The sequence below is a fragment of the Acinetobacter sp. NIPH 1852 genome (assembly GCF_022549455.1).
GTDB lineage: Bacteria > Pseudomonadota > Gammaproteobacteria > Pseudomonadales > Moraxellaceae > Acinetobacter.
Genome location: NZ_JAKZGG010000028.1, coordinates 1 through 23,684, shown reverse-complemented (window position 1 = coordinate 23,684; position 23,684 = coordinate 1). Strand labels below are relative to the sequence as shown.

The following is a 23,684-nucleotide window of genomic DNA, read 5'->3' as shown; positions in this document are numbered from 1 at the left end:
ATTTACGGAATTAGGTCGACCACTTACCCAAGTTACGCCTTAAATTTGGCTCAATTAGGGGCGCTTTGCATTTCAAATCTTTGTGCAACAAAGCCAAGGGTTTCTAAAGTTAGCGGGTGAACTTGACCTGAAGGCTTACTCCCAGCGCTATAGGCTTTCCAACCTTCTGGTGCTCGGCTATTAAACAAAACTTCAGACAAAATGCTACGGCAGCTATTTCCAGTACATAAAAATAAAAATTTCATTGAATTACTCACAATAACTATTTACAGAAAGGGGGTGTTGATCATCCAGCTTTGATTGAGATTGAACCGTCTTCAAAATATCTAAAATTTCATAACACCAGTTGGCCAATTTTGGATTGATACTGTAGTAAACCCATTGGCCTTGTCTGCGATCTTGAAGTAGCCCTGAAGCACGTAAAAGGGCTAAATGTCTTGAAATTTTAGGTTGACTGAGTTGTAGTTTTTCAGTCAAATCACATACACATAGTTCTTTATTTTCAACAATTAATGTCACTATATTGAGACGTGTTTCATCTGATAAGCATTTAAAAAAATTAACTTGATCCATATAAGTCTCCTTCACATTCTTTCCATTCAAGAGATGAGAAAGTGCTATTTAATTCTTAGGCCATTTTCATCAATAATTTTTTCACCATCTTCTTTGCTAAATGCGCCTTTCTGAGGAAACGGGAGAATATCCAAAACAACTTCAGAAGGACGACACAAACGTGTACCTAAATCCGTAACAACGAATGGGCGGTTAATCAAAATAGGATGTTGAAGCATAAAATTTAAAAGCTGTTCATCAGACCAATCTTCCCGAACAATTTCTAAATCAGAATATGGAGGTACATTTTTACGAATTGCTTCTCTAACACTTAAACCAGCACTACGAATAAGTTCAATTAATTCTGCTTTCGAAGGTGGGGTAATTAGATATTCAATAACGATTGGTTCAATTCCTGCATTTTGAATTAAAGCTAAGGTATTCCTTGATGTACCACACTCAGGATTGTGATAAATCTTTATGGTCGAGAACATTTTGACTGACTCTGCTATTAGAAACTCAGATATATTTATATACGTATTTCCACATATATGCAAATACGTATATTGATTTTATTTAAATTACTTAATGTCAATAAATGTATATATATTCTTACAAATTCTTATGAGTGAGAAAAAACTCGTTATTTAAATATGTAGATTTAGAGTATACCCTAAAGTTACAATCTGAAATTTCATGAAATTATGTATCATTTAAATGATTTTTAATCATAAGTAACATGTAACTTTAGTGTTAAAGATTTATAATTTACGAAATTGTTCATTTTTATCCAATTGGGGCGTGAAAAAGTGAAAGGCCAAAAAGTAGGGTATGTCCGGGTAAGTTCTGTCGAGCAAAACACTGGACGTCAACTTGAAGGAATTGAGGTCGACCGGATTTTTGTTGACCGTGCTTCAGGTAAAAATACTGACCGACCTAAATTTCAGGAAATGTTGAACTATGTCCGGGAAGGGGACAGGGTGATTGTACATTCAATGGATCGTTTTGCGCGAAGCCTAAAAGATTTGGTCACTGAAGTAGATAAACTGGTCAAACGAGGGATCGCCATCCAGTTTGTAAAAGAAAATATTACTTTTACAGCCGAATCCACCCCGATGGATAATTTGATGCTTCAAATGATGGGTGCTTTTGCACAGTTCGAACGTGAGATCATTTTAGAGCGGCAAAAGGAAGGAATAAAACTCGCCTCTGCTCAGGGGAAGTACAAAGGTCGGGTGCATAAACTAAAGCCTGACCAAGCTGAAGCTTTACGACAAGCATGGAAGGAGGGGAAGTATCCATCGAAAATGGCATTAGGGAAAGCTTTTGGGATTAGTCGTCAGGCGGTATACCGATATTTACAAGTTAGTGAATAGCTTATTGGGATTAGCAACTAAATTTAGTTTAACTTATAAAAATCATGAAACACTGTTCGAATTTTAAGCGTGGAACATGAATAATCAATAAAAAGCCGCTCTGGTGCCCTATATTCCAGAACGGCTTGCTTTAATATAATGATATTTAAAGAGAAATATCAAGCATTTCGTATAAGGTGTATTATGTTAATTTTAGGAAGTCTTTACAGTTGGCCTTCAAGTAACTGACCTATTTCTAACCTGGTATAGCCACGTTCTTTAAAAATCAAAATAATTGCTTTTTTATAATCTTCAGAAGTAGAAGTCTTATATTTAGTTATCAGTTGATTCTCAGAATTCAGCTCTAGATCATTTTTGATGGTCAATACTTCGCTAGAGATCCTATTAAAGATATTTAGGTTAAACATACAGGCACTCGTCATCCGTTATAGCGGCCCGACTACAACAAACACCTGCCTTAGCTTAGCTAGACACCCTTGGCCGCAAGGATTACAAATTAGACAAGATTCTGCAAGTTTTGCAGAATTGAGAGCCTGAATATTCGACGAAATTATTGTTCACTTAACATAATGGTTGTTATACGAAATTCTGTTGTTAGAACCCATACATTCAAGTTTATTTCTTGCATGAATGTATCCTATAGGATACATTAATCTTATGTACTCAATATATACCACTGAAGTCTTTGATGACTGGTTTACTAAGTTAAAAGACCAGCAGGCAAAAAGACGTATACAAGTCCGAATTGATCGGGTTGAAGATGGAAACTTTGGAGATACTGAACCAGTAGGTGAAGGTGTCTCTGAATTACGTTTCTTCTTTGGACCTGGCTACAGGATCTATTACTGTAAGCAAGGGCAAAGGGTCGTTATTCTTTTAGCAGGCGGAGACAAGTCTACGCAAAGTAAAGATATAAAACTTGCCCTACAACTAGCACAAGATTTAGAGGAGGAGCTGTAAATGGCTATCAAACTTCGTAAATGGGACAGTGCTGAACATCTTAAAACAGAAGAAGATATGCAAGCTTACCTACAAGCCTGTATAGATGAATCTAATGGTGATGCGGCATTCATTGCAAAAGCTTTAGGTAATATTGCTAAAGCTAAAGGAATGGCTCAATTATCAAGAGACACAGGTTTAGGCCGAGAAAGTCTTTATAAAGCACTTTCTGGCGATGTAAATCCAAGCTTTGATACTGTTATTAAAGTGGTAAAAGCGCTGAATTTACGCTTAGCAATTTAAAAAAAAACTAGTAAAAAAGGGAGCTTAAAGCTCCCTTTTTCAACTTCATATAACGTGTATTATGTTAATTTTAGGAAATCTTAGTCTTTAGCTAACATAATCTTCAGTTGATATCACTTGAGCATATGCAAATTCAAAAGCGGCCATTAATGTTGCATGCACATGGCCCGCAGGTACTTTAACGCCATTAAATTCAAGGTCTAGTGTTGCACAAGCATCATGAATAACTTTTACCTTATAACCAAAATCAGAAGCAGCACGAACAGCAGCATCAACACACATATGGCTCATAGCACCAATCACGACTAACTCAGTCACTTGATTGCTATCTAAAATTTCTTTGAGATTCGTATTTAAGAACGCATTGATGTGATTTTTAATGATCACAGATTCATCTTCTTGCGGCTTAACTGTGTCCTGAAATTCAATACCATTTGAGCTAGGTTCAAATATAGGAGATTCAGCATCAGCAATATGTTGGACATGAATCACTTGAGTACCCAGTTGACGGGCCTTCGCAATTACTTTCACTGCATTAGCAGCAGCTTGTTCAATATTTACCAATGGTAATTTACCTGTAGGTAGATATTCATTTTGTAAGTCGATAACTAATAAAGCTGATTTTGACATATCTATTCCTTTACTTAACTAATATTGGTTTTGTTCTGCTTAGGATTTTAAAGAAGTGGAAGCATTCCACTTCTTTAATTTACTTTAGAAAGAAAGCGTTTCACCATCGATAGGAATTAAAACCTTATCTTGAATCCCTTTGTCTTCTACATATTCTGCAAGTTGAGCACGTGTTACCGACATGTGGTTAATGGCATCCATATGAACCGCGACAATTTTAGCATTAGGTGCTTTTTGGGTTGCACGATAAGTATCTTCTTTGCCCATAATAATAGATTCTTTAAAGCCATCAACCAAGGCGTTACCTGTATTCAAGACAATCACATCAGGTTTAAATGTTTGAATCGCTTGATCAACTTCAGAACGCCAGATGGTATCTCCTGCCACATAAACAGTTTCATGGCCAGCAGCTTCAAATACCACACCCATTGCTTCGCCTAATCCAGCTTTAAGCTTAGGAATACGGTACATGGCATCAGTACCGTGTTGACCACCAGTTTTAGTGAGCTTAATCCCTTCAAAGGTCGCTTGCGTTAATACACGGACATCTTTGAAGCCTTGTGACTGAATGACTTTCTGGTCTTCTTTATTCTGTACAAACAAGGGCATGTTTTTCGGAATAGTCGCTTGTGCTGCATCATCCCAATGATCTAAATGGGTATGGGTCACGATTACCGCATCTACACCTTCTAAAATCGTTTCGGGCTTGATAGGCAAATCGACTAATGGGTTCCGTAAATAGCTACGATGAGTATCGGGGAAACCTTCATAGAACCCTTTTTTAGCAAACATTGGGTCAATTAAAAAAGTCGTATCAGCATAGGTTACTTTAATCGTTGCATTGCGAATTTCTTGTATATGCGTAACTTTAGAAGTATCTCGCTGAACCACTTGATCCTTCGCATATAAATGGACTGAAGCCATTGCCAGAGAGAGTGCAATAACAGAGCTACTTAAAATTTTATTCATGTTCCAGATCCAATCATTTAGTCATACTCGAATCATGATAGGAAAAATTAAGCAATAAAATTGTCCTTAAGGACAATCATCGAAACTATTGGGACAACATGCTATATTTATTATTTTAGAGAGGTAGATTGAATGGCTATACCAGTGATTGGATTGTTCGTATATCCCAATATAAATCCATTTCACTTCTCTATCCCCCATATCATTTTCAATATCAAGATTGAAGATAAACGCTTATTTGATCTGAGAATTTTTTCTATAGATGGCCAACCCGTAAAAACAGAACAGTCTATGATGATTATCCCTGATGGGGGGATCGAACTTATTAAACAATTGGATCTTATTATTATTCCTGGATGGGATGATTTTAATCACAAACCTGAAAAAGTACTTATCGATGCCCTAAATTGTGCATATCAAGCTGGAATTAGAATTGTAGGGTTATGCTACGGAACTTATGCATTGGCATATGCAGGGCTGCTTGACCATAAAAAAGCAGCTACGCACTGGATGGCTGAACAGGATTTTAGTGAACGATTTCCACAGGTTCAACTTGATAATGACGCCCTGTATGTAGAAGACCAAAGGATCGTAACCTCTGCTGGAACAGGCGCAGCGTTAGACTGCTGCTTGTACTTGGTACGTGAAATCTATAATGCACGAATTGCGAATAAAGTTGCTAGAGTAATGGTGATCCCGCCTCACCGTGAAGGTGGGCAAACTCAGTTTATTGAACAGCCAGTCGCAGAATCGAGCCAAGATGCACAAATTAACCTATTACTTGATTTTTTAAGAAAGAATTTAGCCTTACAACATAATATTGAAAGCCTCGCTGAACGGACACATATGACACGCAGGACGTTCACACGGCACTTTAAGAAAGCGACAGGTATGACCTTAGTCGATTGGCTGAATACTGAAAGAATCAGATTAAGTTGTGAACTTTTAGAAGCGACAAACTTGTCTATCGAAAAGATAACCGAGCTTTCAGGTTTTAATAATACTGTGTCATTTAGAAAGAATTTCCGTGAAAAATATGGCACCAGCCCTCAGGCATGGAGAAAAGCTTTTGGGATCATTAATGAGAATAATCCGCCCCATTTAACATAAGGGGCATTATACGAAGTGCACTTGTATATTAATATAAATATCAATAACTTAAAAATTTAGTCATGACCAATAAATCAGCAAAAAGTCGCTTTTGTAATAAGTTGGTGAGTTTTTAAGCGAATCTGTAACATTTTGCCAGGAAAATTGATCAATAAATGATCAATTTAACAATCAGTGCCCATTTTATGCGGATCCAGGTTGAGAAACTATCCCCAATTGCTGTGGATAAAATTTAGGCTATTTTGTACGCTTTGGCGCACATCAATCTCGGCCCTTTGCTACTACCTGGAACAGTGGAATTTTCCTATGATCAAGTCATCAGGAACAGGATGTTCCATAACATAAAACAAAAATTATAAGTTATTGCACATGGACCAGAGGGTACAACAGCACAATCAGCAACGATGAAAAACCCCGGCAGGATGCCGGGGTTTTTTATTGCCTATCCTTTCTCATTTGCAAAACAAACATAATGCCCCTAAAATATAGACTATAATCTATATTTTGGTTGTGGTATGTGGACAGTCATTACGACAGATCTATTTAATCCAGTGGCTTGAACAGCAAGATGAACCTACACAAGAGAAGGTCCTAGCTGCCCTGGTTGTTCTACAGCAGCAGGGACCGAGTTTAGGCCGTCCTTTAGTAGATACTGTGTATGAGTCTAAATTTACCAATATGAAAGAACTGCGTGTTCAACATCGCGGTAGACCCTTAAGAGCTTTCTTCGCATTTGATCCCTTACGACAGGCTATTGTTCTATGTATTGCTGATAAAGGCGGTAAAAAGCGTTTTTATAAAGACATGCTGGATATTGCAGATGAACAATACCAACTTCATCTCACTACCCTAGGAGATAAATCTAATGGCTAAGACTCTGCAAGAATTGTTAGCTAGCCGCTCTCCAGAGAGCCAAGCCCGTATTCAAAAAATGGCTGATGAATTACTGCTAGAAAATCAGCTTCATCTTATTCGTGAAGAACTCGAAATTTCTCAAAAAGAGCTTGCTGAAACTTTGGGAATAAAACAGCCATCGCTTTCAGCAATAGAAAATCGTGGCAATGATCTTAAGATTTCAACCATGAAAAAGTATGTTGAGGCAATGGGTGGGAAGCTCCGTATTGATGTAGAGCTTCCAACAGGAAAACATATAGGATTCAACGTTTAACAATAAAAATGGGAGCTATAGGCTCCCATTTTTAGATTCGTATAACGTTGAACCCAACGGTAAATATTCGTGTGATCAACATTCACACCCCGTTCGGCCAGCATTTCCTGCAGTTCACGATAGCTAATGCCATATTTACAATACCAGCGCACAGCCCAAAGAATGATTTCGCCCTGAAAATGCCGACCATGGAAAGGATTCATATGCTGCACCTTTAGCTAAAACAGTCTTCAGCTTACCATTCGTGGTTATTTGCAACAGTGCCGATTTTTTGAAAAAAGCATAGGTCTAGATAATCAAGCTAGATTTTTTAAAACTCCACATTGGTCAATTGTACATAAACCATCACAAGTACCTCTTAAATCAGATAGTTGTTCAATAAGCTTTTGTTGCTTGATTATATTTTCTCTGATAGCACTGACATGTAAGTCAATTAATTCATTCACATCTGAACAATTTTTCTCAGGTTTGTCTTTATAGGTAAGTAATTGACGAATTTCATTCAAACTCATATTTAAAGTTCGGCAATTCAAAATAAATTTAATTCGCTCAACATAGCCTACATCGTAAAGGCGGTAATTTCCTTCCGTTCTTTCCGGTTCCGGAATTAAACCTTCCTTTTCATAAAACCTAATTGTTAATACTGAACATGAGGTTTTTTTAGAGAGTTCACCAATTTTTAAATGCATTGAGTTAGTATTTCCAAAGATTCTTGACTCTATAGTAACTATAGGGATTCTAATATTCAAAGTTTATAATTTTTTTAATGGGTATAATTATGAGTGGTTGTGGATGTAGTAAAGAAACACCATGCGAAGATAAGAAATCTCAACAAGAAAATCATCCATCAATTGCAGAAGCAAACAATTCAAAGAATTGTGATAATACGCTTAGCTGTTGTGGTGAAGAGGAAGAAAAAAAATCTTCATCTCCTTGCTGTAACACTTCAAACAGTTGTGAAGATACCGCTCAATCCTGTTGTGGTTCTGATCCCAAAGAAAATTTAAGCACTGAAGACGTTTTAAAAGATTCGCACTACATGAGTGAATACTTAGTTCCCAAAATGGATTGTTCTGCGGAAGAACAGATGGTTCGTATGGCGCTATCTTCAATTGATGGTGTTCAAAAACTCATCTTTGATTTACCTAACCGTTCTTTAAAGGTTCTACATAATCAAAAAGATGAAAATATAACCACCAAACTTGAAGCTTTGGGTTTTGGTGCAAAGCTTGTGAAGACTGAAACTTATATAAGCAATCAACAGGCTAAGCAAACAAGTACCTACACCATTCCTAAAATGGATTGCTCTGCTGAAGAGCAAATGGTCCGTATGGCTCTTGCAGATATTGAAGCAGTTAAAGGTCTTACTTTTGATCTTCCCAATCGAAAACTGAAAGTCTTCCATAATGAAGGGATTCAGCAAATTACGGCTAAACTCGAAGGACTGGGTTTTGGGGCGAAACTTGATGAAATACAGCTTTCTTCAGGCGATATACCTAATGAACCTGATCCTGTGAGACAAGCTAAAGTACTTAAACTGTTATTAGGTATTAATGCTCTACTTTTCTTTATAGAATTCATCAGCGGTATTATTGCTGCGTCTACAGGATTGATTGCTGATTCTCTAGATATGTTTGCCGATGCAGCCGTTTATGGTATTGCGCTATATGCCGTCGGAAAAGCTGCGAAATATCAAATAAAAGCAGCCCATTTCGCAGGTTGGATTCAGTTATTACTTGCTGTTATCGTGATTGTTGATGTCATTAGACGATTCATGTTTGGAAGCGAGCCAGAATCAACGCTCATGATTGTTATTGGCCTGCTCGCACTTATAGCTAACGTGACATGCTTATATCTTATTTCTGGTCATCGAGAAGATGGCGCACATATGAAAGCCAGTTGGATTTTCTCGGCGAATGACGTTGTCGTAAATATGGGCGTTATATTTGCCGGTGTACTCGTGGCGTGGACGGGATCAGCTTATCCAGACTTAATCATTGGCATACTGGTTTCTTTATTCGTACTTAATGGTGCCCGAAAAATTTTGGCTTTGAAGTAAGGGCACTGTTGCAAATAACCACGAATGGTAAGCTGAAGACTGTTTTAGCTAAAGGTGCAGCATATGAATCCTTTCCATGGTCGGCATTTTCAGGGCGAAATCATTCTTTGGGCTGTGCGCTGGTATTGTAAATATGGCATTAGCTATCGTGAACTGCAGGAAATGCTGGCCGAACGGGGTGTGAATGTTGATCACACGAATATTTACCGTTGGGTTCAACGTTATGCTCCTGAAATAGAAAAACGTTTACGCTGGTATTGGCGTAATCCTACAGATCTGAGCTCGTGGCATATTGATGAAACCTATGTAAAAGTGAATGGACGATGGTCTTATCTGTATCGTGCAGTCGATCAACGTGGCGATACCATTGATTTTTATCTTTCTTCTAGACGTAATACCAAATCAGCATATTGTTTTCTTGGAAAAATTTTAAATAATGTGAAGAAGTGGCAAATTCCACAAGTGATCAACACGGATAAAGCACCCACATATGGACGTGCTTTATCACGGTTAAAACGGGAAGGTAAATGTCCACCAGACCTTGAGCACAGGCAGATTAAGTATAAAAATAACGTGATTGAATGTGATCATGGCAAGCTAAAGCGGATCATCAGGGCCACATTAGGATTCAAATCTATGAAGACGGCTTATGCCACAATTAAAGGTATTGAAGTCATGCGTGCACTACGTAAAGGACAAGCATCGTCATTTTATTATGGTCAGCCTCAGGGTGAAGTGTGTCTAATCAACAGGGTTTTCGGTCTCTAAGTACTTTTTAAAGGGAACATCATCGACTCAAATCTCTATTTGCAACAGTGCCTAATTAAATCCCTTACAATTCAAATTTTTCAGCAACGACTTATCTTTGTTAAAATAGTATTAATTTATTTTTTTTAGGACAAACCTTAACAAAATTACAAATTTGTAATTTGGTTGTCATTTAGGTGTATATATCTAGGAATTAGTATATGAAGAAATTATTTTTTGGTCCAAGATATGATTAGATTCAATAATATATATATGAAGATTGTTTTAGTTATTTTTACTATAGTTTTTTCAACCAGTAGTTTTGCTGATGGGGGACTTCGTTTCTTAGAGAAAAATTTAGAAATAATTAACAATGAAAAAAGCAAAGGGTGTGAAGAGAATTAATTCAAAATTATAATGAAGCACATATAACTAGGAAAACTAAAAATTAGTTATTTTTAGTATGGTGTAACTAAGATTAATTAATTTTTTTAAATCGAATGATAAATATATTTATTGTTTTTAATTTATTCTTTACCATTTTCAAATTTTTAAATAATCCGAAAAGACTATTTTAAACTTTAGGGTTACATATGCTCCTATACATAGGCAGGAATAAATATGCAACTTAGTATATTTGCAACAATAGTACTGGAAAGATTCATGTAATAATGCTTAAAACTCTCTAATTAGTTAGGGAGGCATTGGAATTGGAGAAAAAAGTAAAGTGCCCACTAGCAAATGTGGTTATTGGAGGAATTATCTCATCAACCCTTCTTATGTTGGTTTTATTACCAATATTGTCCCGGTGGATAAATGAAAAGAAAGCTTCTTGACCAATTATAGTAAGCAATTTTTAGCAGAAATATTGAGGCTTACTCAAGTCTCTCAGCTAATCGTAAATAGAATAAGGAAACTATTGTATGTCAGAAGATCATTCTCAGAGCCACGCGGCTGTTACTGAAGAGAATAGTAAGAAGCTAATATTTACTGTAGGTTTGACCACTACGTTTTAATCGTAGAAATTATAACCGTTTTTATTACTCAAAGTTTAACTTTTGTGATTATCTAAAAACACATAGCGGTCGAATGGCCATATTAACTGACTTAAAATCAGTCGTATACTTTAATGTAGCGGTTCTGATAGCACAAAAGTTCGCAGCATGAAAACGGAACCGGCATAATTGATTTATAGTGAACCCATACACTAAGCATAATGATTTAGAGGACGATAATCCCAATGAAAAAATTCCTTTTAGGAGCTGTTGCCGCATCTGTTTTGGCCTTTTCAGGCAATGCTATGGCCAATTTTGTGGCAGGTCAGGACTATCAGGTGGTTGCAAAACCAGTCAAAGTCGAAAAACCGGGCAGAATTGAGGTACGTGAATTCTTCTGGTACGGCTGTGGTCACTGTTTCGCGCTTGAACCACATATGCAGGGCTGGTTGAAAAAATTACCAAAAGATGTACGTTTTGTACGTACGCCGGCTGCAATGAATCCACTCTGGGAGCAGGCAGCGCGTGCTTATTATGTGTCTGAAGCATTGGGTGTGCGTCAAAAAGCACATTTACAATTATTCCATGATATTCATGATAAGCAACGTCCAATTTTAGAACAGGCGCAATTGGCCAAGTTCTATACCCGCTATGGTATTCCTGAAGCGAAATTTAACAGCACTTATAAATCTTTCCCGATCACTTCGAAAATTGCCCAAGCCAAAAATCTGGCTGCTCAGTATCAGTTAAGTGGTGTTCCGGCAGTGACCGTGAATGGTAAATATATTGTGCAGGGTAATGATGCCAAAGTCATTCAGGTGGTGAATTACCTGATCGAGAAAGAGCGTAAAGCCAAATAAGACGCGATTGATTATCTCTAAAAAAAACCTGCATCGAATCTGCAGGTTTTTTTATTTAAACTGGAGGAATGGTTATTTACGTCCTGACTGCCGGATCTGGTGTTTCTATCGGCGGGCGATACCAGTGTAAAATTCCTCGGAATAAGAGCTGCATCTGCAACACGCTTTGCGCTTTAAAGTAATGAATTTTCCTTTCTATTTCAACACGCAGAATTGCCGAGGCGCCCCGACGCTCTACAACAAACAAATTCTAATCTAAGATTTACATAAATAGACTGATAAAGTTTAAAAGGAATAAATATTAATTTAAACAACATGGAAATTCTTGTTAATTTCAACAGAAATATGAACAATCTCTTCATGAATTGACAAAGCTTTACGAACTACCTCTGCTGTTAAGGAGTCATTAACTGTATTTAGGGATAAAATACATGAAAATTTACTTCTACCTACTTTCCAGACATGCAGATCAGTAATCGTAATTTGGTTATCTAATTCCTCTACAACTTCCTGAATCTCCTTTACTACAGGATGTTCCATCTCTGCATCAAGCAATGTTTTACCTGTTTCTCTAATCAATCCCCAAGACCATTGTGCTACAAGCACTGCACCTACGATCCCTAGAATTGCATCTAAAAAATCCCATCCAAAATACTTCCCTGCGAAAAGTGCAATAATCGCTAATACAGAAGTTACTGCATCTGCTACTACATGAAGAAAAGCGGCTTTCTGGTTTAAGTCATGGTCATCATGAGAGTGATGATGGTGGTGGTGACCATTTTCACGTAGTAACCAGGCACAAATAAAATTAACGATCAAGCCAACAATCGCAATTGAAATTGCCTCGTTGTAGTGAATATTCACAGGATTGAATAAACGTTCTATCGATTGAACACCCATGAATACAGCAACAACCATCAATAAAATGGCACTCGAATATCCAGCTAAGATTTCTATCTTCCATGTACCGAAACAGAATCTCTGATCACGAGCATATTTTCGAGCCATTTTATAGGCAAAATAAGCTAAGCCCAATGCCAACATATGAGAACTCATATGCCATCCATCAGCCAATAAAGCCATGGAATTAAAGAAACATCCTCCAAAAATTTCAAACACCATCATTACACCAGTGAGGATGGTTGCGATTAAAATTTTCTTTTGTGCTAAAGGATTTCCTTCGTCAAATTGATGCGAATGGTCACTTTTAACATTATTTAGATATTACATTTTATTGCACCACAATTAATACTCCCCCATAGTATATGTTCTTGAGGTTGAATAGTATGTCTCACTTAAATCAGAACAAAAAAATTTTAAATCGGATTAGACGAATTCAAGGTCAAACTAATGCCCTTGAACAGAATATTTTAAATTCTGAAAATTCTTGTATTGAGGTATTACAGCAAGTTGCAGCAATTAAAGGTGCGATAAATGGCTTAATGAATGAGTTAATAGAACTTCATCTTAGAGAACATGTACTCGGTGATACTGAGGAAATAAAGGAAAAAGAACTGAATGAATTTTTAGCTTTAGTTAAACGCTACTTATAACTTTAAAGCACAGTCTTTTAAATAAAAAAACTGTGTGCGCACCTATTAATGACAGTGGTAATCACCAGTTTTACTGTTGGTATGACAACCCTGTGAGTTCGTTCCCCCAGAATGAGCATTCGCATAGGTAAATGACATGCCTATAAAGCATATTAATAAAATTCTTTTCATCTTAATCCCTCTCAAATAATTAGAATATCAACTGTATGATATTTAATAAAAGCCAACATGGCTTAGACTATTTCCAAATATATAAAGTAAAGCCAACAAAACTTTAAATGTATATAAAAAATGGTTAAATAATTGCAAGGGGGGCTTTAAAACGTTTTAATCGTAAAGCATTTCCTAGTACAAATATTGACGAGAGAGCCATTGCACCAGCAGCAAATACAGGAGAAAGTAGCAGTCCAAATTGCGGATAAAGTACACCTGCTGCAATAGGAATCAGAGCTGCATTGTAAACAAATGCCCAAAATAAATTTTCACGAATATTGGTTATAGTCGCTTTGCTTAAAGCGATAGCATTTGGCACTCCTTTCAGGTTGCCAGACATCAAAACCACATCAGCAGCTTCAATAGCTACGTCTGTACCTGTACCTATTGCTAAACCAATATCTGCTTCTGCAAGTGCAGGGGCATCATTAATGCCATCTCCAACATATGCGAGTTTACCATATTGATTTTTTAATTTTTTAACGGCCTCTATTTTACCTTCTGGTAAGACTTCTGCAATAACCTCATCAATACCTAGTTTTTTTGCAATCGCTTGAGCTGTATGACGGTTATCACCTGTAATCATGGCAACCTTTAAACCTAACTGATGTAACGCTTCAATTGCAGCAAATGTTGATTCTTTAATTGGATCTGCTACAGCAATAATGGCAGCAAGTTTCTGGTCAATCGCAACATAGAGAGGGGTTTTTCCTTCTTCTCCCAAACGATCCGAAAATTGAGAAAAAACATTAGGATTCAAACCTAGTTTTTCCATATATCGATCTGCACCAATATGAACCAAATGTTCAGACACCGTTGCTTCTATTCCATAGCCCGTGACTGACTTGAAATCAGCAACAGGAGACAGGATTAATTCCTTATCTATAGCGGCTTGTACAATTGCTCGAGCAATAGGATGCTCAGACTTTGATTCAACGGCTGCCATAAGTGAAAGTACGGCATTGTATTCAAACCCTTCTAAGACATGCAGATCGGTTAAAATTGGTTTCCCTTCAGTCAGGGTCCCTGTTTTATCAACAGCAACCACTTTAGTTTCTTTGAGCAGCTGCAAAGCTTCCCCTTTACGGAATAAAACACCCATTTCAGCACCACGCCCAGTTCCCACCATGATTGATGTAGGCGTTGCAAGTCCCATTGCACAAGGACATGCAATAATGAGTACCGCAACTGCATTAACTAAGCTAAACGTTAGGGCTGGCTCAGGGCCGAAGATAAACCAAGTAATAAAAGTTAAAAGAGAGAGACCCATTACTACAGGTACAAACCACATGGTAATTTTATCAACCAATGCCTGAATAGGCAGCTTGGAACCCTGTGCCTGTTCAACCATTCGGATGATTTGAGAAAGCACTGATGAACTACCAACAGAGGTGGCTTTGATATTTAAGCTGCCACTTTGGTTAATTGTTCCTCCTACCACAGTAGAGCCTATCGTTTTTTCAACGGGCATAGGCTCGCCAGTAATCATGGATTCATCAATAAAACTTTGGCCGTGAATAACTTCACCATCGACAGGGATACGCTCGCCTGGTCTAATCTCTACAATCGTTCCTGTTTGAACTTCGGCAATCGGAACTTCTATCACCTGATTATTGAGCTGTATTCTGGCAACTTTAGGCTGCATTCCAACTAGATGTTGAATTGCTAAAGACGTTCGGCCTTTTGCCTTGGCTTCAAAAAATCTACCTAATAGAATTAAAGTGATAATAACCGCTGCAGCTTCATAATAAACATTGACCGTGCCTTGTGGCAGGACACTTGGAAAGAAAGTAGCAACCACTGAATAAAGATAAGCAGCCAATGTTCCTACAGCCACCAAGGAATTCATGTCTGGTGCTAAGCGGAATAAACTTGGGATGCCCTTTTTGAAGAAGCGTCGGCCTGGAAAAATTAATGCTACTGTGGTCAAGAAAAATTGCATTAACCAGCTATTTTGTTGGCCAATGTTATCCATCATAAACGTATGAAAGGCGGGAATCAGGTGTGATCCCATTTCTAAAATAAAAACGGGTAGAGTCAATAAGACTGACAAAATTAAATCTTTTTTAAGTTTTTCTAATTCAATATTCTTTTTATCTTGAAAGCTTTCCGTAGTTTGATGAACTGACTTTGCTTCAAACCCTGCTTTGGTGACAGCCTGAATTAACGAGTCACGAGTGACAGATGAGCTTGCCTGAATAGTCGCTTTTTCAGTAGCCAGATTTACATGAGCCGACTCAACTCCTTCAACAGATTTTAAAGCCTTTTCTACTCGACCTACACAAGAAGCACATGACATACCCTCTATCGTAAGCTCTATCGGTTGCAATACTTCCACTTCGTAGCCTGCTTTTTCTACGGCTTTAATTAAAGTAGCGCGATCAAGTGGTTGATGCGCATAAATGACTGCTTTTTCGGTAGCCAGATTTACATGAGCCGATTCAACACCCTCAACAGATTTTAAAGCTTTTTCCACACGGCCTACACAAGAAGCACATGTCATCCCCTCAATCTCTAATGTTTCACTGTAGTGTGGCGTATCAGTCATTTCGGTACTCATATACGATCTCTATCATTTAGATATGCTGAGTTCTATATGCGAAGATCAGCTCGAACCAAGATAATTGGGAATTCAGGCAGCACTTTTATTGCAAGCAAGTACAGATTTTATCTGTACGATGAGAAAAACAAGAGTAAGTAAAGTGATAAGGGATTACCACTTTACTCTAACAGAGATTAAGCAGGCTCAGCTGTAAATCCACGATCACCGAGAGTGGCAATGACTTTATCCTGACTAACCGTTGTGTTGATTTCAACGATACGGTTTTGTAAATCAATATCGAGTGATGCATTCGAGTCGAGCTCTTTAATTGCAGTAGTAATGCCTCGTGCACAACCACCACAAGTCATATTAGCGATGTGAAATTTCATATGTTGCTCCTTTTTAACAAAACATTTGTTTAAACCATTAGAACAGTAACTCTAAACTTTCACCATACAACCAGCCTTTCTCTGAATCAGTTACTTGCTGTAACTTGGTCTGTTTACATCCATAGTTTTCATCAGAGTATTCTAAAGCATAGCGTTCTAATGACTACAGTAAAAGTACTTAACCAACATTAACGTGACTTAAAAATGACATTTTTGTCATCTACGATCACTTTGAAATTTATAAGATAGTTATTTCAATCAATAGTAGTGAACTGAATAGATGAGACTCTTATGGATTGAAGCTAAAAACCGGTGACTACCTTTAATAGGCTTTGTTGCATAAACATTCAAAAGCTGAGTTTTCCCCAATCCATTCAAATTTAAGTGACAACTTGGGTGTGAGGTCTACCTAATTCCGTAAATCTATTCAGAACTGCCACACGCGCATGAACTTCATTGACCTGACTTTGAAAATGTCTTGCCATCAGCTTATCTCCTAATAATTTGATGCAATGCATCTTGGTTTCCACCAAACTGCGACGGTGATAGCCCGACCATTTTTTCCATAGGGTTCTGCCTAAATGCTTAACCGTTTGAAGTAACTCATTTCGTTCTATTGAACTGATTTTAGAATCTTTCCAGGGCTTGGCATTCTTCCTGGGTGGAATTACTGCATGTGCTTGACGATCTGAAATCACTTGTCTGCAGCACTTCGTGTCGTACGCCCCATCGGTATAGACAGAATCTATTCGCTCATTTGGTGGGATTTGATCCAGTAAATCACCTAGTACTTGTGAATCACTGACATTATTTGTCGTAAGCTGAACGGCACGTATTTGCAGTGTTTCAGCATCTATACCAATATGCAGTTTACGCCATTGCCGACGGTATTCAGGCTGATGTTTCTTACGCTTCCATTCACCTTCACCTAAAAATTTTAAACCCGTAGAGTCGACGAGTAGGTGTAACCCATCACGACTTTTCTGATAGCTTATCGCAATATCAATATGCTTTTGTCGTCTACAGAGGGTGGAGTAATCTGGTGCTGTCCAATTCAAGCCACAGAGTTTAATCAGGCTTTGAGCAAAGCCAGTGACCATACGTAAAGAAAGACGGAATAGAGATTTGATCATTAAACAGCATTGAATCGCTGTATCGGAATAAGTTTGATTTCGTCCGTGCTTGCCTTGTGGTTGTGCATACCATTGGGTCTTAGGATCAAACCAGATTGAAATATTTCCTCGCTTGATTAAAGCTTGGTTATACGAGGACCAATTGGTTGTACGGTAAGTTTTAGGTGCAGGCTTCTTCATCTGGAAATTATATTGCTAAAGAAGCCCTCAAGAATAGCTTTGTGCAACAAAGCCCCTTTAATATATAAATGCCTTATGATGCGATTTTACTGTTCTGATTGTCGTAAGCTGGCAGTCCAGTAGAAACTTTATTGCTCAGCTACAAAAGATAAAAGTACTAATGTTAAATTTCCTCAATAACCTTATTTTGAAATTCTCTTATTCAATACCCACGACAGTGGTTATATAGCCTGTTGTTAATAGAATTGATAGACCTAATAACATCTCAAATAAAATGGCATGACTAAGGTGTTTAGCAAATTTAGGATGTTGAAGATGCGGGGTGAAATACCATTTGTTGAAGGCAGCTAAAAGTAGAATACCTATAACAAAAAACATTTTAACCATGAAACCATAGCCATATGCAGTATTGATTAAGGTATTAAAATCTTTAATTAAAAGAAGAGCTACACTAGCGCCACAGGCGATTAATATCCCAACAATGAAAGCAGCAATACGTCCAAATACATGCATGCGATCTTTTAAAGGTAAACCACTTATTTCCCGGCTGGTTTTCCATAACGGATATAAAGACCCCATCCATAACGACATAACTAGAATATGGATTGATAATAAAATTTGAGCAAGTAAGGTTAAATTAGCGACATGTCCGAGCTGGGAAAAACTAAAAATAATCGGGATAAGTAAAATACAAAATATTGAACTTTCAATTATAGAAAACTGACCTTTGTTCCTGTTAACTTTAACCACCATGAGAAGAAGTAAAAGAGCAAAACTAATAGAACGAAGAACGTATATATACCCCGTCGGAGTATTAACCAATATATTAATATACGTGGGGTCCACCATCCCTGTAATACCAGTATTGGCAAAACTACCAATCAGAATAAAAAAGCCCAAGGTACTGGAAATTAGGCCTAATCCAGCGCCAATTGTAATATATTTAAGAATCGATTCTTTTAGTTCAAGATATTGTCTAAGTAAAAAATAGCAAAAGGCTCCACCAACGACAAAAGCTAAACTTAAATATAAAATAACCTTAGTTAACCAAGTGGCCCACATCCAATATTCAGAAATCATTATTTTTGTCCATTCTAGAACAACATGCCAGCACCTCACTGACATGTTGAAAGGTAATCAATTCTTATTTAGTTGATTTGATAGTGAAACTATATTCACCATTCATGTTGTGGCCATCTTTCCCCATTGTTGTCCAGACAACGGTATATTTACCTTTTTTCAGTTTCGGAAGAGCGACATCAAAGGATTTCTTTAAGTCATGAGTAACTTCATATTTTAAAGGAACATCTCTTCGCTGAGCATCCAGTAACTTAATATTCATCAACATAACCTCTGCACCAAAGTTAAGGGTCAAGTTCTTTGGTTGACTAAGGACAGATGCATTTTCCGCAGGAATCGCACTCACTAAACTCACATGAGCGAACGTAGTTGTAGTAGCCACAATCATCGTTGCAGCTACTAAAACATGACGTAGAGCAGTCATTTTATTTTGAAATAATTTCATTTACGTTTCCTCTTGATTCGTTAGTTCATTAGAGATGAATTTATAAAATCTGTATTTAATGAGACCACATCATCTCCTCTTATATTTCAATTATTAGTGAGAGACAGAGACAGAGTGATGACTTCAAAATTACATTTTTGTCATTTTTAAAAATCAATAGACTCAAGTGATAAAATTATTCAATAGAAATAAAAAAATTGACTATAACCAGCTACCACCTAAGTAAAACACCGGTGGCATAACCAGCGATCAACTTCATCAAAAGAATGAGTGGAGCAAATAAATGAAAAATACCTCTCTCTATTTGTTTGCTTCATTCATTTAAAGGTTGTATCGGCTGATCAATTGATGGAAGGAAAATATCATGACTTATATCCGCCAAACTTTACTCACACTTTGTATAACCGTTGCCTCTTTAGGTGCATTAGCTCAAAATCCCGAAGAGCATAAAACGCATCACCCAGAAAATACCCTTTCATCTACAGTCACTGTTAACAAGACAACTACTGGCAAGATGAATCCAGACAAAATGGCTGCAATGGACCAGCACATGAAAGCAATGCAAGCCATGCATGCAAAGATGGTGGCTGCAAAAAACCCTCAAGAACGTCAAAAACTTATGGCTGAGCACATGAAACTCATGCAAGGAGGTATGAGCATGATGAAACAGATGAGCGGCCAAAGCATGAATGCAAATATGGCTGACCGTCAGCAAATGATGGAAAAACGTATGGACATGATGCAATCCATGATGCAGATGATGATGGACTGTATGCCTCCCTCCACAACTAAATAATTACCCATGAATTAGAGAGGGAAGCACCATGAACCATCAACCTCAAGAACATAATTCAGTACCTAACTTTTGGTCTACACGTTATGCCATCGGCCTATTCGTGATTGGTGGTGTGGCAGCCTATTTTCTCTTAACCGAGCATTTGGCCCATGTCGTTGGTGTTTTACCCTTTTTACTCCTTTTAGCATGCCCACTCATGCATATTTTTATGCATGGTGGTCATGGACATCACCATCATCAACAGAAAAATCCAGACACATCAGATAATAAAAAATCACGCGAACCAGGAGACCCCTCATGAATCATGCGGAATCGGCCTATGGTCTGTGGTGGCTCGTCATCATAAATTCGGCAATTTTCATTATGTTTGCCTTCAGTTTTTTTAAACCCGCCACAGCACGAGACTGGCGTACTTTTAGCGCTTTCTCTGCTTTCATCATTGCATTGTTTGTCGAGATGTATGGTTTCCCTTTAACCATTTACCTGTTGTCAGGCTGGCTACAAACTCGCTTTCCTGAACTTGATTTGCTGTCGCATAACTCAGGTCACTTATGGTCAACGCTACTGGGTGAAAAGGGTGATCCACATTTTGGCATTCTGCACATCGCGAGTTATATTTTTTTGGGCTATGGTTTCTATTTACTGTCATCAGCATGGAACGTGTTGTACCACGCATAACGTCATCACCAATTGGCAGTAACCGGACCCTATGCGCGCATACGTCACCCCCAATACGTGGCTTTTATCTTGATCTTGCTGGGGTTTTTATTGCAATGGCCAACTTTACTGACACTGATTATGTTTCCAATCTTACTCTTAATGTACAGCCGCTTGGCAATTAAGGAAGAGGCTGAAATGAGTAAACAGTTTGGCGCTGTCTATGACAGCTATGCTCAACAGACTCCGAGATTTATTCCAAAATTCGGCCATAAAACCACTTTTCCATAAGAGAATTATTTATGTCAGATCAAAAAAATCATAACCAGGACCATATGGCACAGGCTACAACAGACGTACTGAAAGACCCAGTCTGTGGTATGACCGTCACTGAAGAATCGAAATACCATGAGGAATTTAAGGGGAAAACTTACTTTTTTTGCAGTGATAAATGTCAATCAAAGTTTCATAGCAGCCCGGTGCAATATATCGCTAAACCCGCAACGACGACTGCCGATGCACATACACAGCATCATCAGACTACTCAATCCGTTAATGATGCAAGCACAACAGGCACGACCATCTATACTTGCCCAATGCATCCAGAAATTAGACAGGATCATCCTGGAAACTGTCCTAAATGCGGAATGACACTGGAACCACTCATTCCCGAGTTAGAGGAAGATGAGAATCCTGAGTTACGTGATTTCCGTCGACGCTTCTTGTGGACACTGCCACTCACCATAGTCGTGACTTTTTTGGCAATGTTTGGCCATCAACTGAACCTGTTTGACATGGCAGTTCAGAGCTGGATTGAATTAGTGTTGTCACTCCCGATTGTACTGTGGGCAGGTTGGCCATTTTTTTCCCGTGGTTGGCAATCGGTTGTGAATCGCGGCCCAAACATGTGGACCCTGATCGGTCTAGGTACAGGGGCTGCTTTTATTTACAGTGTGGTTGCGACCATTGCACCACAAATCTTTCCAGACTCATTTATCTCCATGGGTCGTGTCGCTGTTTACTTTGAAGCTTCAGCGGTCATCATTTCTTTGACCCTACTGGGGCAAATACTGGAATTAAAAGCACGTTCGCAAACTTCTGCTGCAATTAAGTCACTCCTCGGACTTGCTCCTAAAACAGCTCGCCGAATCCTGCCCGATGGAACTGAGGAAGATGTTCCTCTGACTCATGTCCATGTAGGAGATTTACTCCGCATCCGCCCAGGTGAAAAAGTTCCTGTGGATGGTGTAGTCACCGATGGAAGCAGTTCATTGGATGAATCTATGCTGACAGGTGAACCTTTACCGATCACTAAACGCATCGGTGATAAAGTCATTGGTGCTACCCTGAATACCAATGGTTCCCTAATCATGCGTTCAGAGAAAATTGGTTCAAGTACCATGTTGTCTCAGATCGTACAGATGGTGGCGCAAGCTCAACGCTCAAGAGCCCCAATGCAACGCATGGCTGATCAGGTTGCAGGTTGGTTTGTCATGGCTGTAGTAGCCATTGCCTTGCTTACCTTCTTTGGATGGGGACTGTTCGGCCCAGAAGAGTCGAGCTGGGTTTATGCATTAATCAATGCTGTGGCAGTACTCATTATTGCCTGTCCTTGTGCACTAGGCTTGGCAACTCCAATGTCTATCATGGTTGCAACGGGTCAAGGTGCTACTCATGGTGTGTTGTTCCGCGATGCAGCAGCCATTGAGAATCTGCGCAAGATTGACACACTAATCATCGATAAAACAGGTACGTTGACCGAAGGACGCCCTGTATTCGATCGTGTGGTTGCCGCATCAGGTTTCGATGAATCTGAAGTATTACGTTTAGCCGCCAGTCTTGATCAAGGCAGTGAACACCCGCTAGCCGAAGCGATTGTAAATGCAGCACACGAACGTGGCCTGTCTCTTGAAACACCAGATAATTTTGAATCAGGCTCAGGGATTGGTGTTCGAGGTCAAGTGGGCGATCGTCAGTTAGCTTTGGGCAACACAGCACTGATGGAGCAATTAGGTATCTCGGTACAATCTCTGATTCCGCAAGCCGAAGAGCTGCGTTCAGAAGGTGCAAGTGTGATGCATCTAGCCATCAATGGTGAATTGGCCGGCCTGCTTGCAGTATCCGATCCCATCAAAAAAAGTACCCCTGAAGCACTTGCCACCCTGAAGGAAGCTGGACTACGTATCGTAATGGCAACAGGAGATGGTCTCACCACTGCCCGTTCAGTCGCATCACGTCTGGGTATTGATGAGGTACATGGTGAAGTTAAACCCGCAGATAAACTCGAACTTGTCAGCAAATTGCAGAAGCAAGGTCGCATCGTGGCAATGGCCGGCGATGGAATCAATGATGCACCAGCACTAGCCAAGGCTGATGTCGGTATCGCTATGGGGACCGGAACTGATGTCGCAATGAATAGTGCTCAAGTTACCTTGGTCAAGGGAGATTTACGCGGTATCGCGGTTGCCCGTTCACTTTCGGAAGCTACTGTTGGCAACATGAAACAGAACCTCATGTTTGCTTTCCTTTACAATGCCTTGGGTATCCCAATAGCAGCTGGCGTACTCTACCCATTTACCGGTTGGTTGTTGTCACCCATGATTGCGGCCTTGGCCATGAGTTTTAGCTCCGCTTCAGTGATCACCAATGCCCTTCGCCTGCGACATAAAAAGCTATGATAGAGAGTCTTTTTCTTCCACCAGATGTATCAGGCCTGATTGCAGCACTTGCCATCGGCCTGCTCATTGGTTTAGAACGAGGATGGAATGATCGTGAACTGCCAGAAGGCAGCCGAGTAGCAGGCCTACGTACCTTCACATTGACAGGATTACTCGGAGGAGTGCTGGGTCATCTACAGCCAAACTTTGGGCCTTGGCCACTAGTCGCAGCCGTATTAGGGGTCGTCTCAGGAAACGGAAAATATAGCACGCTAAGGATTTTCACTCCGACTTCTTTTAACGATATCCAACACGGTATTTTTGCTTAGAT

Annotated in this window: 25 protein-coding genes and 6 pseudogenes; 16 read left to right on the top strand and 15 right to left on the bottom strand. The window is 38.8% G+C overall.

From position 1 onward, the window contains the following. Window positions 1–95 precede the first annotated feature (95 nt). The 3 genes and pseudogenes from MMO38_RS15945 to arsC form a co-directional block, all read right to left on the bottom strand. Window positions 96–245, bottom strand: a pseudogene (locus MMO38_RS15945) (arsenate reductase ArsC); the annotation flags it as partial. 4 nt (window positions 246–249) lie between these two features. Next, on the bottom strand, window positions 250–573 hold the full coding sequence (locus MMO38_RS15940) for a metalloregulator ArsR/SmtB family transcription factor (protein WP_004644742.1): 324 nt from the start codon (window positions 571–573) through the stop codon (window positions 250–252). Window positions 574–617: 44 nt separating this feature from the next. Next, window positions 618–1,046 (bottom strand): arsenate reductase (glutaredoxin), encoded by a 429-nt coding sequence (gene arsC / locus MMO38_RS15935; protein WP_004644743.1) that lies wholly within the window; start codon window positions 1,044–1,046, stop codon window positions 618–620. A 315-nt stretch (window positions 1,047–1,361) separates the two neighbouring features. Between arsC and MMO38_RS15930 the strand changes: the two genes are divergently transcribed. Then, a complete protein-coding gene (locus tag MMO38_RS15930) occupies window positions 1,362–1,928 on the top strand; it encodes a recombinase family protein (protein ID WP_000678311.1) in 567 nt (188 codons plus the stop codon). Window positions 1,929–2,131: 203 nt separating this feature from the next. On the opposite strand, the gene MMO38_RS15925 is transcribed toward MMO38_RS15930, so the two are convergent. Further along, window positions 2,132–2,335: a hypothetical protein gene (locus MMO38_RS15925; protein ID WP_057979931.1), complete on the bottom strand. Its 204-nt coding sequence runs from the start codon at window positions 2,333–2,335 to the stop codon at window positions 2,132–2,134. Window positions 2,336–2,585: 250 nt separating this feature from the next. Here MMO38_RS15925 and MMO38_RS15920 point away from each other — a divergent pair, with 250 nt between their 5' ends. Together MMO38_RS15920 and MMO38_RS15915 are read left to right on the top strand one after the other, a co-directional pair. Then, window positions 2,586–2,888: a type II toxin-antitoxin system RelE/ParE family toxin gene (locus MMO38_RS15920; RefSeq protein WP_000286964.1), complete on the top strand. Its 303-nt coding sequence runs from the start codon at window positions 2,586–2,588 to the stop codon at window positions 2,886–2,888. Then, window positions 2,889–3,170, top strand: a complete 282-nt coding sequence (locus tag MMO38_RS15915; protein WP_000985610.1) for an addiction module antidote protein — start codon at window positions 2,889–2,891, stop codon at window positions 3,168–3,170. 87 nt (window positions 3,171–3,257) lie between these two features. On the opposite strand, the gene MMO38_RS15910 is transcribed toward MMO38_RS15915, so the two are convergent. Then, entirely contained in the window at window positions 3,258–3,800 is a 543-nt protein-coding gene (locus tag MMO38_RS15910; RefSeq protein ID WP_241324127.1) for a cysteine hydrolase family protein, read from the bottom strand. A gap of 84 nt (window positions 3,801–3,884) precedes the next feature. Then, window positions 3,885–4,769, bottom strand: a complete 885-nt coding sequence (locus MMO38_RS15905) for an MBL fold metallo-hydrolase (RefSeq protein WP_241324126.1) — start codon at window positions 4,767–4,769, stop codon at window positions 3,885–3,887. 132 nt (window positions 4,770–4,901) lie between these two features. Here MMO38_RS15905 and MMO38_RS15900 point away from each other — a divergent pair, with 132 nt between their 5' ends. From MMO38_RS15900 to MMO38_RS15890, 3 genes and pseudogenes are all read left to right on the top strand, one after another. Continuing rightward, entirely contained in the window at window positions 4,902–5,879 is a 978-nt protein-coding gene (locus MMO38_RS15900) for a helix-turn-helix domain-containing protein (protein WP_044109732.1), read from the top strand. 515 nt (window positions 5,880–6,394) lie between these two features. Next, a pseudogene (locus MMO38_RS15895) lies at window positions 6,395–6,752 on the top strand (type II toxin-antitoxin system RelE/ParE family toxin). Further along, window positions 6,745–7,047 carry a helix-turn-helix domain-containing protein gene (locus MMO38_RS15890; protein ID WP_001140620.1) on the top strand — a complete coding sequence of 101 codons (303 nt, stop codon included), beginning with the start codon at window positions 6,745–6,747 and terminating at the stop codon, window positions 7,045–7,047. The pseudogene MMO38_RS15895 and the gene MMO38_RS15890 overlap by 8 nt, the downstream one beginning before the upstream one ends. Before the next feature lie 41 nt (window positions 7,048–7,088). Here the strand turns inward: MMO38_RS15890 and MMO38_RS15885 are convergent. Together MMO38_RS15885 and cadR are read right to left on the bottom strand one after the other, a co-directional pair. Then, window positions 7,089–7,250: pseudogene (locus MMO38_RS15885) on the bottom strand (IS6 family transposase); the annotation flags it as partial. A gap of 93 nt (window positions 7,251–7,343) precedes the next feature. Beyond that, window positions 7,344–7,736 carry a Cd(II)/Pb(II)-responsive transcriptional regulator gene (gene cadR, locus MMO38_RS15880; protein ID WP_000550240.1) on the bottom strand — a complete coding sequence of 131 codons (393 nt, stop codon included), beginning with the start codon at window positions 7,734–7,736 and terminating at the stop codon, window positions 7,344–7,346. Window positions 7,737–7,825: 89 nt separating this feature from the next. Here cadR and MMO38_RS15875 point away from each other — a divergent pair, with 89 nt between their 5' ends. The 4 genes and pseudogenes from MMO38_RS15875 to MMO38_RS15865 all read left to right on the top strand — a co-directional run bounded on the left by MMO38_RS15875 (window position 7,826) and on the right by MMO38_RS15865 (window position 11,708). Then, window positions 7,826–9,106: a cation transporter gene (locus MMO38_RS15875; protein WP_005093338.1), complete on the top strand. Its 1,281-nt coding sequence runs from the start codon at window positions 7,826–7,828 to the stop codon at window positions 9,104–9,106. 63 nt (window positions 9,107–9,169) lie between these two features. Next, a complete protein-coding gene (locus MMO38_RS15870) occupies window positions 9,170–9,874 on the top strand; it encodes an IS6-like element IS1006 family transposase (protein ID WP_241324125.1) in 705 nt (234 codons plus the stop codon). Between the two features lie 902 nt (window positions 9,875–10,776). Then, window positions 10,777–10,907: pseudogene (locus MMO38_RS16705) on the top strand (cation transporter); the annotation flags it as partial. A gap of 186 nt (window positions 10,908–11,093) precedes the next feature. Further along, window positions 11,094–11,708 carry a thiol:disulfide interchange protein DsbA/DsbL gene (locus MMO38_RS15865; protein WP_004281236.1) on the top strand — a complete coding sequence of 205 codons (615 nt, stop codon included), beginning with the start codon at window positions 11,094–11,096 and terminating at the stop codon, window positions 11,706–11,708. Window positions 11,709–12,014: 306 nt separating this feature from the next. Here MMO38_RS15865 and dmeF read toward each other — a convergent pair. Beyond that, window positions 12,015–12,938, bottom strand: a pseudogene (gene dmeF / locus MMO38_RS15860) (CDF family Co(II)/Ni(II) efflux transporter DmeF). 56 nt (window positions 12,939–12,994) lie between these two features. On the opposite strand from dmeF, the gene MMO38_RS15855 reads away from it, so the two are divergent. Further along, the gene (locus MMO38_RS15855) at window positions 12,995–13,261 is read left to right on the top strand and encodes a metal/formaldehyde-sensitive transcriptional repressor (protein ID WP_005248679.1); all 267 of its coding nucleotides are present in this window, start codon (window positions 12,995–12,997) and stop codon (window positions 13,259–13,261) included. Between the two features lie 45 nt (window positions 13,262–13,306). Here MMO38_RS15855 and MMO38_RS15850 read toward each other — a convergent pair whose 3' ends face one another. The 6 genes from MMO38_RS15850 to MMO38_RS15825 form a co-directional block, all read right to left on the bottom strand. Next, entirely contained in the window at window positions 13,307–13,399 is a 93-nt protein-coding gene (locus tag MMO38_RS15850) for a YHYH domain-containing protein (protein WP_151809984.1), read from the bottom strand. 157 nt (window positions 13,400–13,556) lie between these two features. Next, window positions 13,557–16,034, bottom strand: a complete 2,478-nt coding sequence (locus MMO38_RS15845) for a heavy metal translocating P-type ATPase (protein ID WP_159138927.1) — start codon at window positions 16,032–16,034, stop codon at window positions 13,557–13,559. Window positions 16,035–16,210: 176 nt separating this feature from the next. Continuing rightward, window positions 16,211–16,405 carry a heavy-metal-associated domain-containing protein gene (locus MMO38_RS15840; protein ID WP_004679365.1) on the bottom strand — a complete coding sequence of 65 codons (195 nt, stop codon included), beginning with the start codon at window positions 16,403–16,405 and terminating at the stop codon, window positions 16,211–16,213. 380 nt (window positions 16,406–16,785) lie between these two features. Then, the gene (locus tag MMO38_RS15835) at window positions 16,786–17,718 is read right to left on the bottom strand and encodes an IS5 family transposase (protein WP_241324124.1); all 933 of its coding nucleotides are present in this window, start codon (window positions 17,716–17,718) and stop codon (window positions 16,786–16,788) included. 198 nt (window positions 17,719–17,916) lie between these two features. Further along, window positions 17,917–18,798 (bottom strand): CopD family protein, encoded by an 882-nt coding sequence (locus tag MMO38_RS15830; RefSeq protein WP_159516731.1) that lies wholly within the window; start codon window positions 18,796–18,798, stop codon window positions 17,917–17,919. 64 nt (window positions 18,799–18,862) lie between these two features. Continuing rightward, window positions 18,863–19,243, bottom strand: coding sequence for a copper resistance protein CopC (locus MMO38_RS15825; RefSeq protein WP_005021626.1), 381 nt, complete (start codon window positions 19,241–19,243; stop codon window positions 18,863–18,865). Window positions 19,244–19,607: 364 nt separating this feature from the next. Here MMO38_RS15825 and MMO38_RS15820 point away from each other — a divergent pair, with 364 nt between their 5' ends. From MMO38_RS15820 to MMO38_RS15800, 5 genes and pseudogenes are all read left to right on the top strand, one after another. Continuing rightward, the gene (locus MMO38_RS15820; protein ID WP_241324123.1) at window positions 19,608–20,039 is read left to right on the top strand and encodes a hypothetical protein; all 432 of its coding nucleotides are present in this window, start codon (window positions 19,608–19,610) and stop codon (window positions 20,037–20,039) included. A 28-nt stretch (window positions 20,040–20,067) separates the two neighbouring features. Further along, a complete protein-coding gene (locus MMO38_RS15815; protein WP_004755892.1) occupies window positions 20,068–20,340 on the top strand; it encodes a DUF2933 domain-containing protein in 273 nt (90 codons plus the stop codon). Next, window positions 20,337–20,987: pseudogene (locus MMO38_RS15810) on the top strand (isoprenylcysteine carboxylmethyltransferase family protein). Before MMO38_RS15815 ends, MMO38_RS15810 begins: the two are co-directional and overlap by 4 nt. Window positions 20,988–20,998: 11 nt before the next feature. Continuing rightward, a complete protein-coding gene (locus MMO38_RS15805; protein WP_241324122.1) occupies window positions 20,999–23,374 on the top strand; it encodes a heavy metal translocating P-type ATPase in 2,376 nt (791 codons plus the stop codon). Then, window positions 23,371–23,682: an MgtC/SapB family protein gene (locus MMO38_RS15800; RefSeq protein WP_347006120.1), complete on the top strand. Its 312-nt coding sequence runs from the start codon at window positions 23,371–23,373 to the stop codon at window positions 23,680–23,682. The genes MMO38_RS15805 and MMO38_RS15800 overlap by 4 nt, the downstream gene beginning before the upstream one ends. Window positions 23,683–23,684 lie beyond the last annotated feature (2 nt).

Coding starts and splice junctions, on each gene's coding strand:
- MMO38_RS15835 (WP_241324124.1), bottom strand. CDS start 17,718: ATGAAGAAGCCTGCACCTAAAACTTACCGTACAACCAATTGGTCCTCG.
- MMO38_RS15850 (WP_151809984.1), bottom strand. CDS start 13,399: ATGTCATTTACCTATGCGAATGCTCATTCTGGGGGAACGAACTCACAG.
- MMO38_RS15845 (WP_159138927.1), bottom strand. CDS start 16,034: ATGAGTACCGAAATGACTGATACGCCACACTACAGTGAAACATTAGAG.
- MMO38_RS15910 (WP_241324127.1), bottom strand. CDS start 3,800: ATGTCAAAATCAGCTTTATTAGTTATCGACTTACAAAATGAATATCTA.
- MMO38_RS15875 (WP_005093338.1), top strand. CDS start 7,826: ATGAGTGGTTGTGGATGTAGTAAAGAAACACCATGCGAAGATAAGAAA.
- MMO38_RS15900 (WP_044109732.1), top strand. CDS start 4,902: ATGGCTATACCAGTGATTGGATTGTTCGTATATCCCAATATAAATCCA.
- MMO38_RS15825 (WP_005021626.1), bottom strand. CDS start 19,243: ATGAAATTATTTCAAAATAAAATGACTGCTCTACGTCATGTTTTAGTA.
- MMO38_RS15920 (WP_000286964.1), top strand. CDS start 2,586: ATGTACTCAATATATACCACTGAAGTCTTTGATGACTGGTTTACTAAG.
- MMO38_RS15805 (WP_241324122.1), top strand. CDS start 20,999: ATGTCAGATCAAAAAAATCATAACCAGGACCATATGGCACAGGCTACA.
- MMO38_RS15915 (WP_000985610.1), top strand. CDS start 2,889: ATGGCTATCAAACTTCGTAAATGGGACAGTGCTGAACATCTTAAAACA.
- MMO38_RS15800 (WP_347006120.1), top strand. CDS start 23,371: ATGATAGAGAGTCTTTTTCTTCCACCAGATGTATCAGGCCTGATTGCA.
- cadR (WP_000550240.1), bottom strand. CDS start 7,736: ATGCATTTAAAAATTGGTGAACTCTCTAAAAAAACCTCATGTTCAGTA.
- MMO38_RS15820 (WP_241324123.1), top strand. CDS start 19,608: ATGACTTATATCCGCCAAACTTTACTCACACTTTGTATAACCGTTGCC.
- MMO38_RS15815 (WP_004755892.1), top strand. CDS start 20,068: ATGAACCATCAACCTCAAGAACATAATTCAGTACCTAACTTTTGGTCT.
- MMO38_RS15925 (WP_057979931.1), bottom strand. CDS start 2,335: ATGTTTAACCTAAATATCTTTAATAGGATCTCTAGCGAAGTATTGACC.
- MMO38_RS15855 (WP_005248679.1), top strand. CDS start 12,995: ATGTCTCACTTAAATCAGAACAAAAAAATTTTAAATCGGATTAGACGA.
- MMO38_RS15890 (WP_001140620.1), top strand. CDS start 6,745: ATGGCTAAGACTCTGCAAGAATTGTTAGCTAGCCGCTCTCCAGAGAGC.
- MMO38_RS15840 (WP_004679365.1), bottom strand. CDS start 16,405: ATGAAATTTCACATCGCTAATATGACTTGTGGTGGTTGTGCACGAGGC.
- MMO38_RS15830 (WP_159516731.1), bottom strand. CDS start 18,798: ATGATTTCTGAATATTGGATGTGGGCCACTTGGTTAACTAAGGTTATT.
- MMO38_RS15870 (WP_241324125.1), top strand. CDS start 9,170: ATGAATCCTTTCCATGGTCGGCATTTTCAGGGCGAAATCATTCTTTGG.
- MMO38_RS15905 (WP_241324126.1), bottom strand. CDS start 4,769: ATGAATAAAATTTTAAGTAGCTCTGTTATTGCACTCTCTCTGGCAATG.
- MMO38_RS15865 (WP_004281236.1), top strand. CDS start 11,094: ATGAAAAAATTCCTTTTAGGAGCTGTTGCCGCATCTGTTTTGGCCTTT.
- MMO38_RS15940 (WP_004644742.1), bottom strand. CDS start 573: ATGGATCAAGTTAATTTTTTTAAATGCTTATCAGATGAAACACGTCTC.
- arsC (WP_004644743.1), bottom strand. CDS start 1,046: ATGTTCTCGACCATAAAGATTTATCACAATCCTGAGTGTGGTACATCA.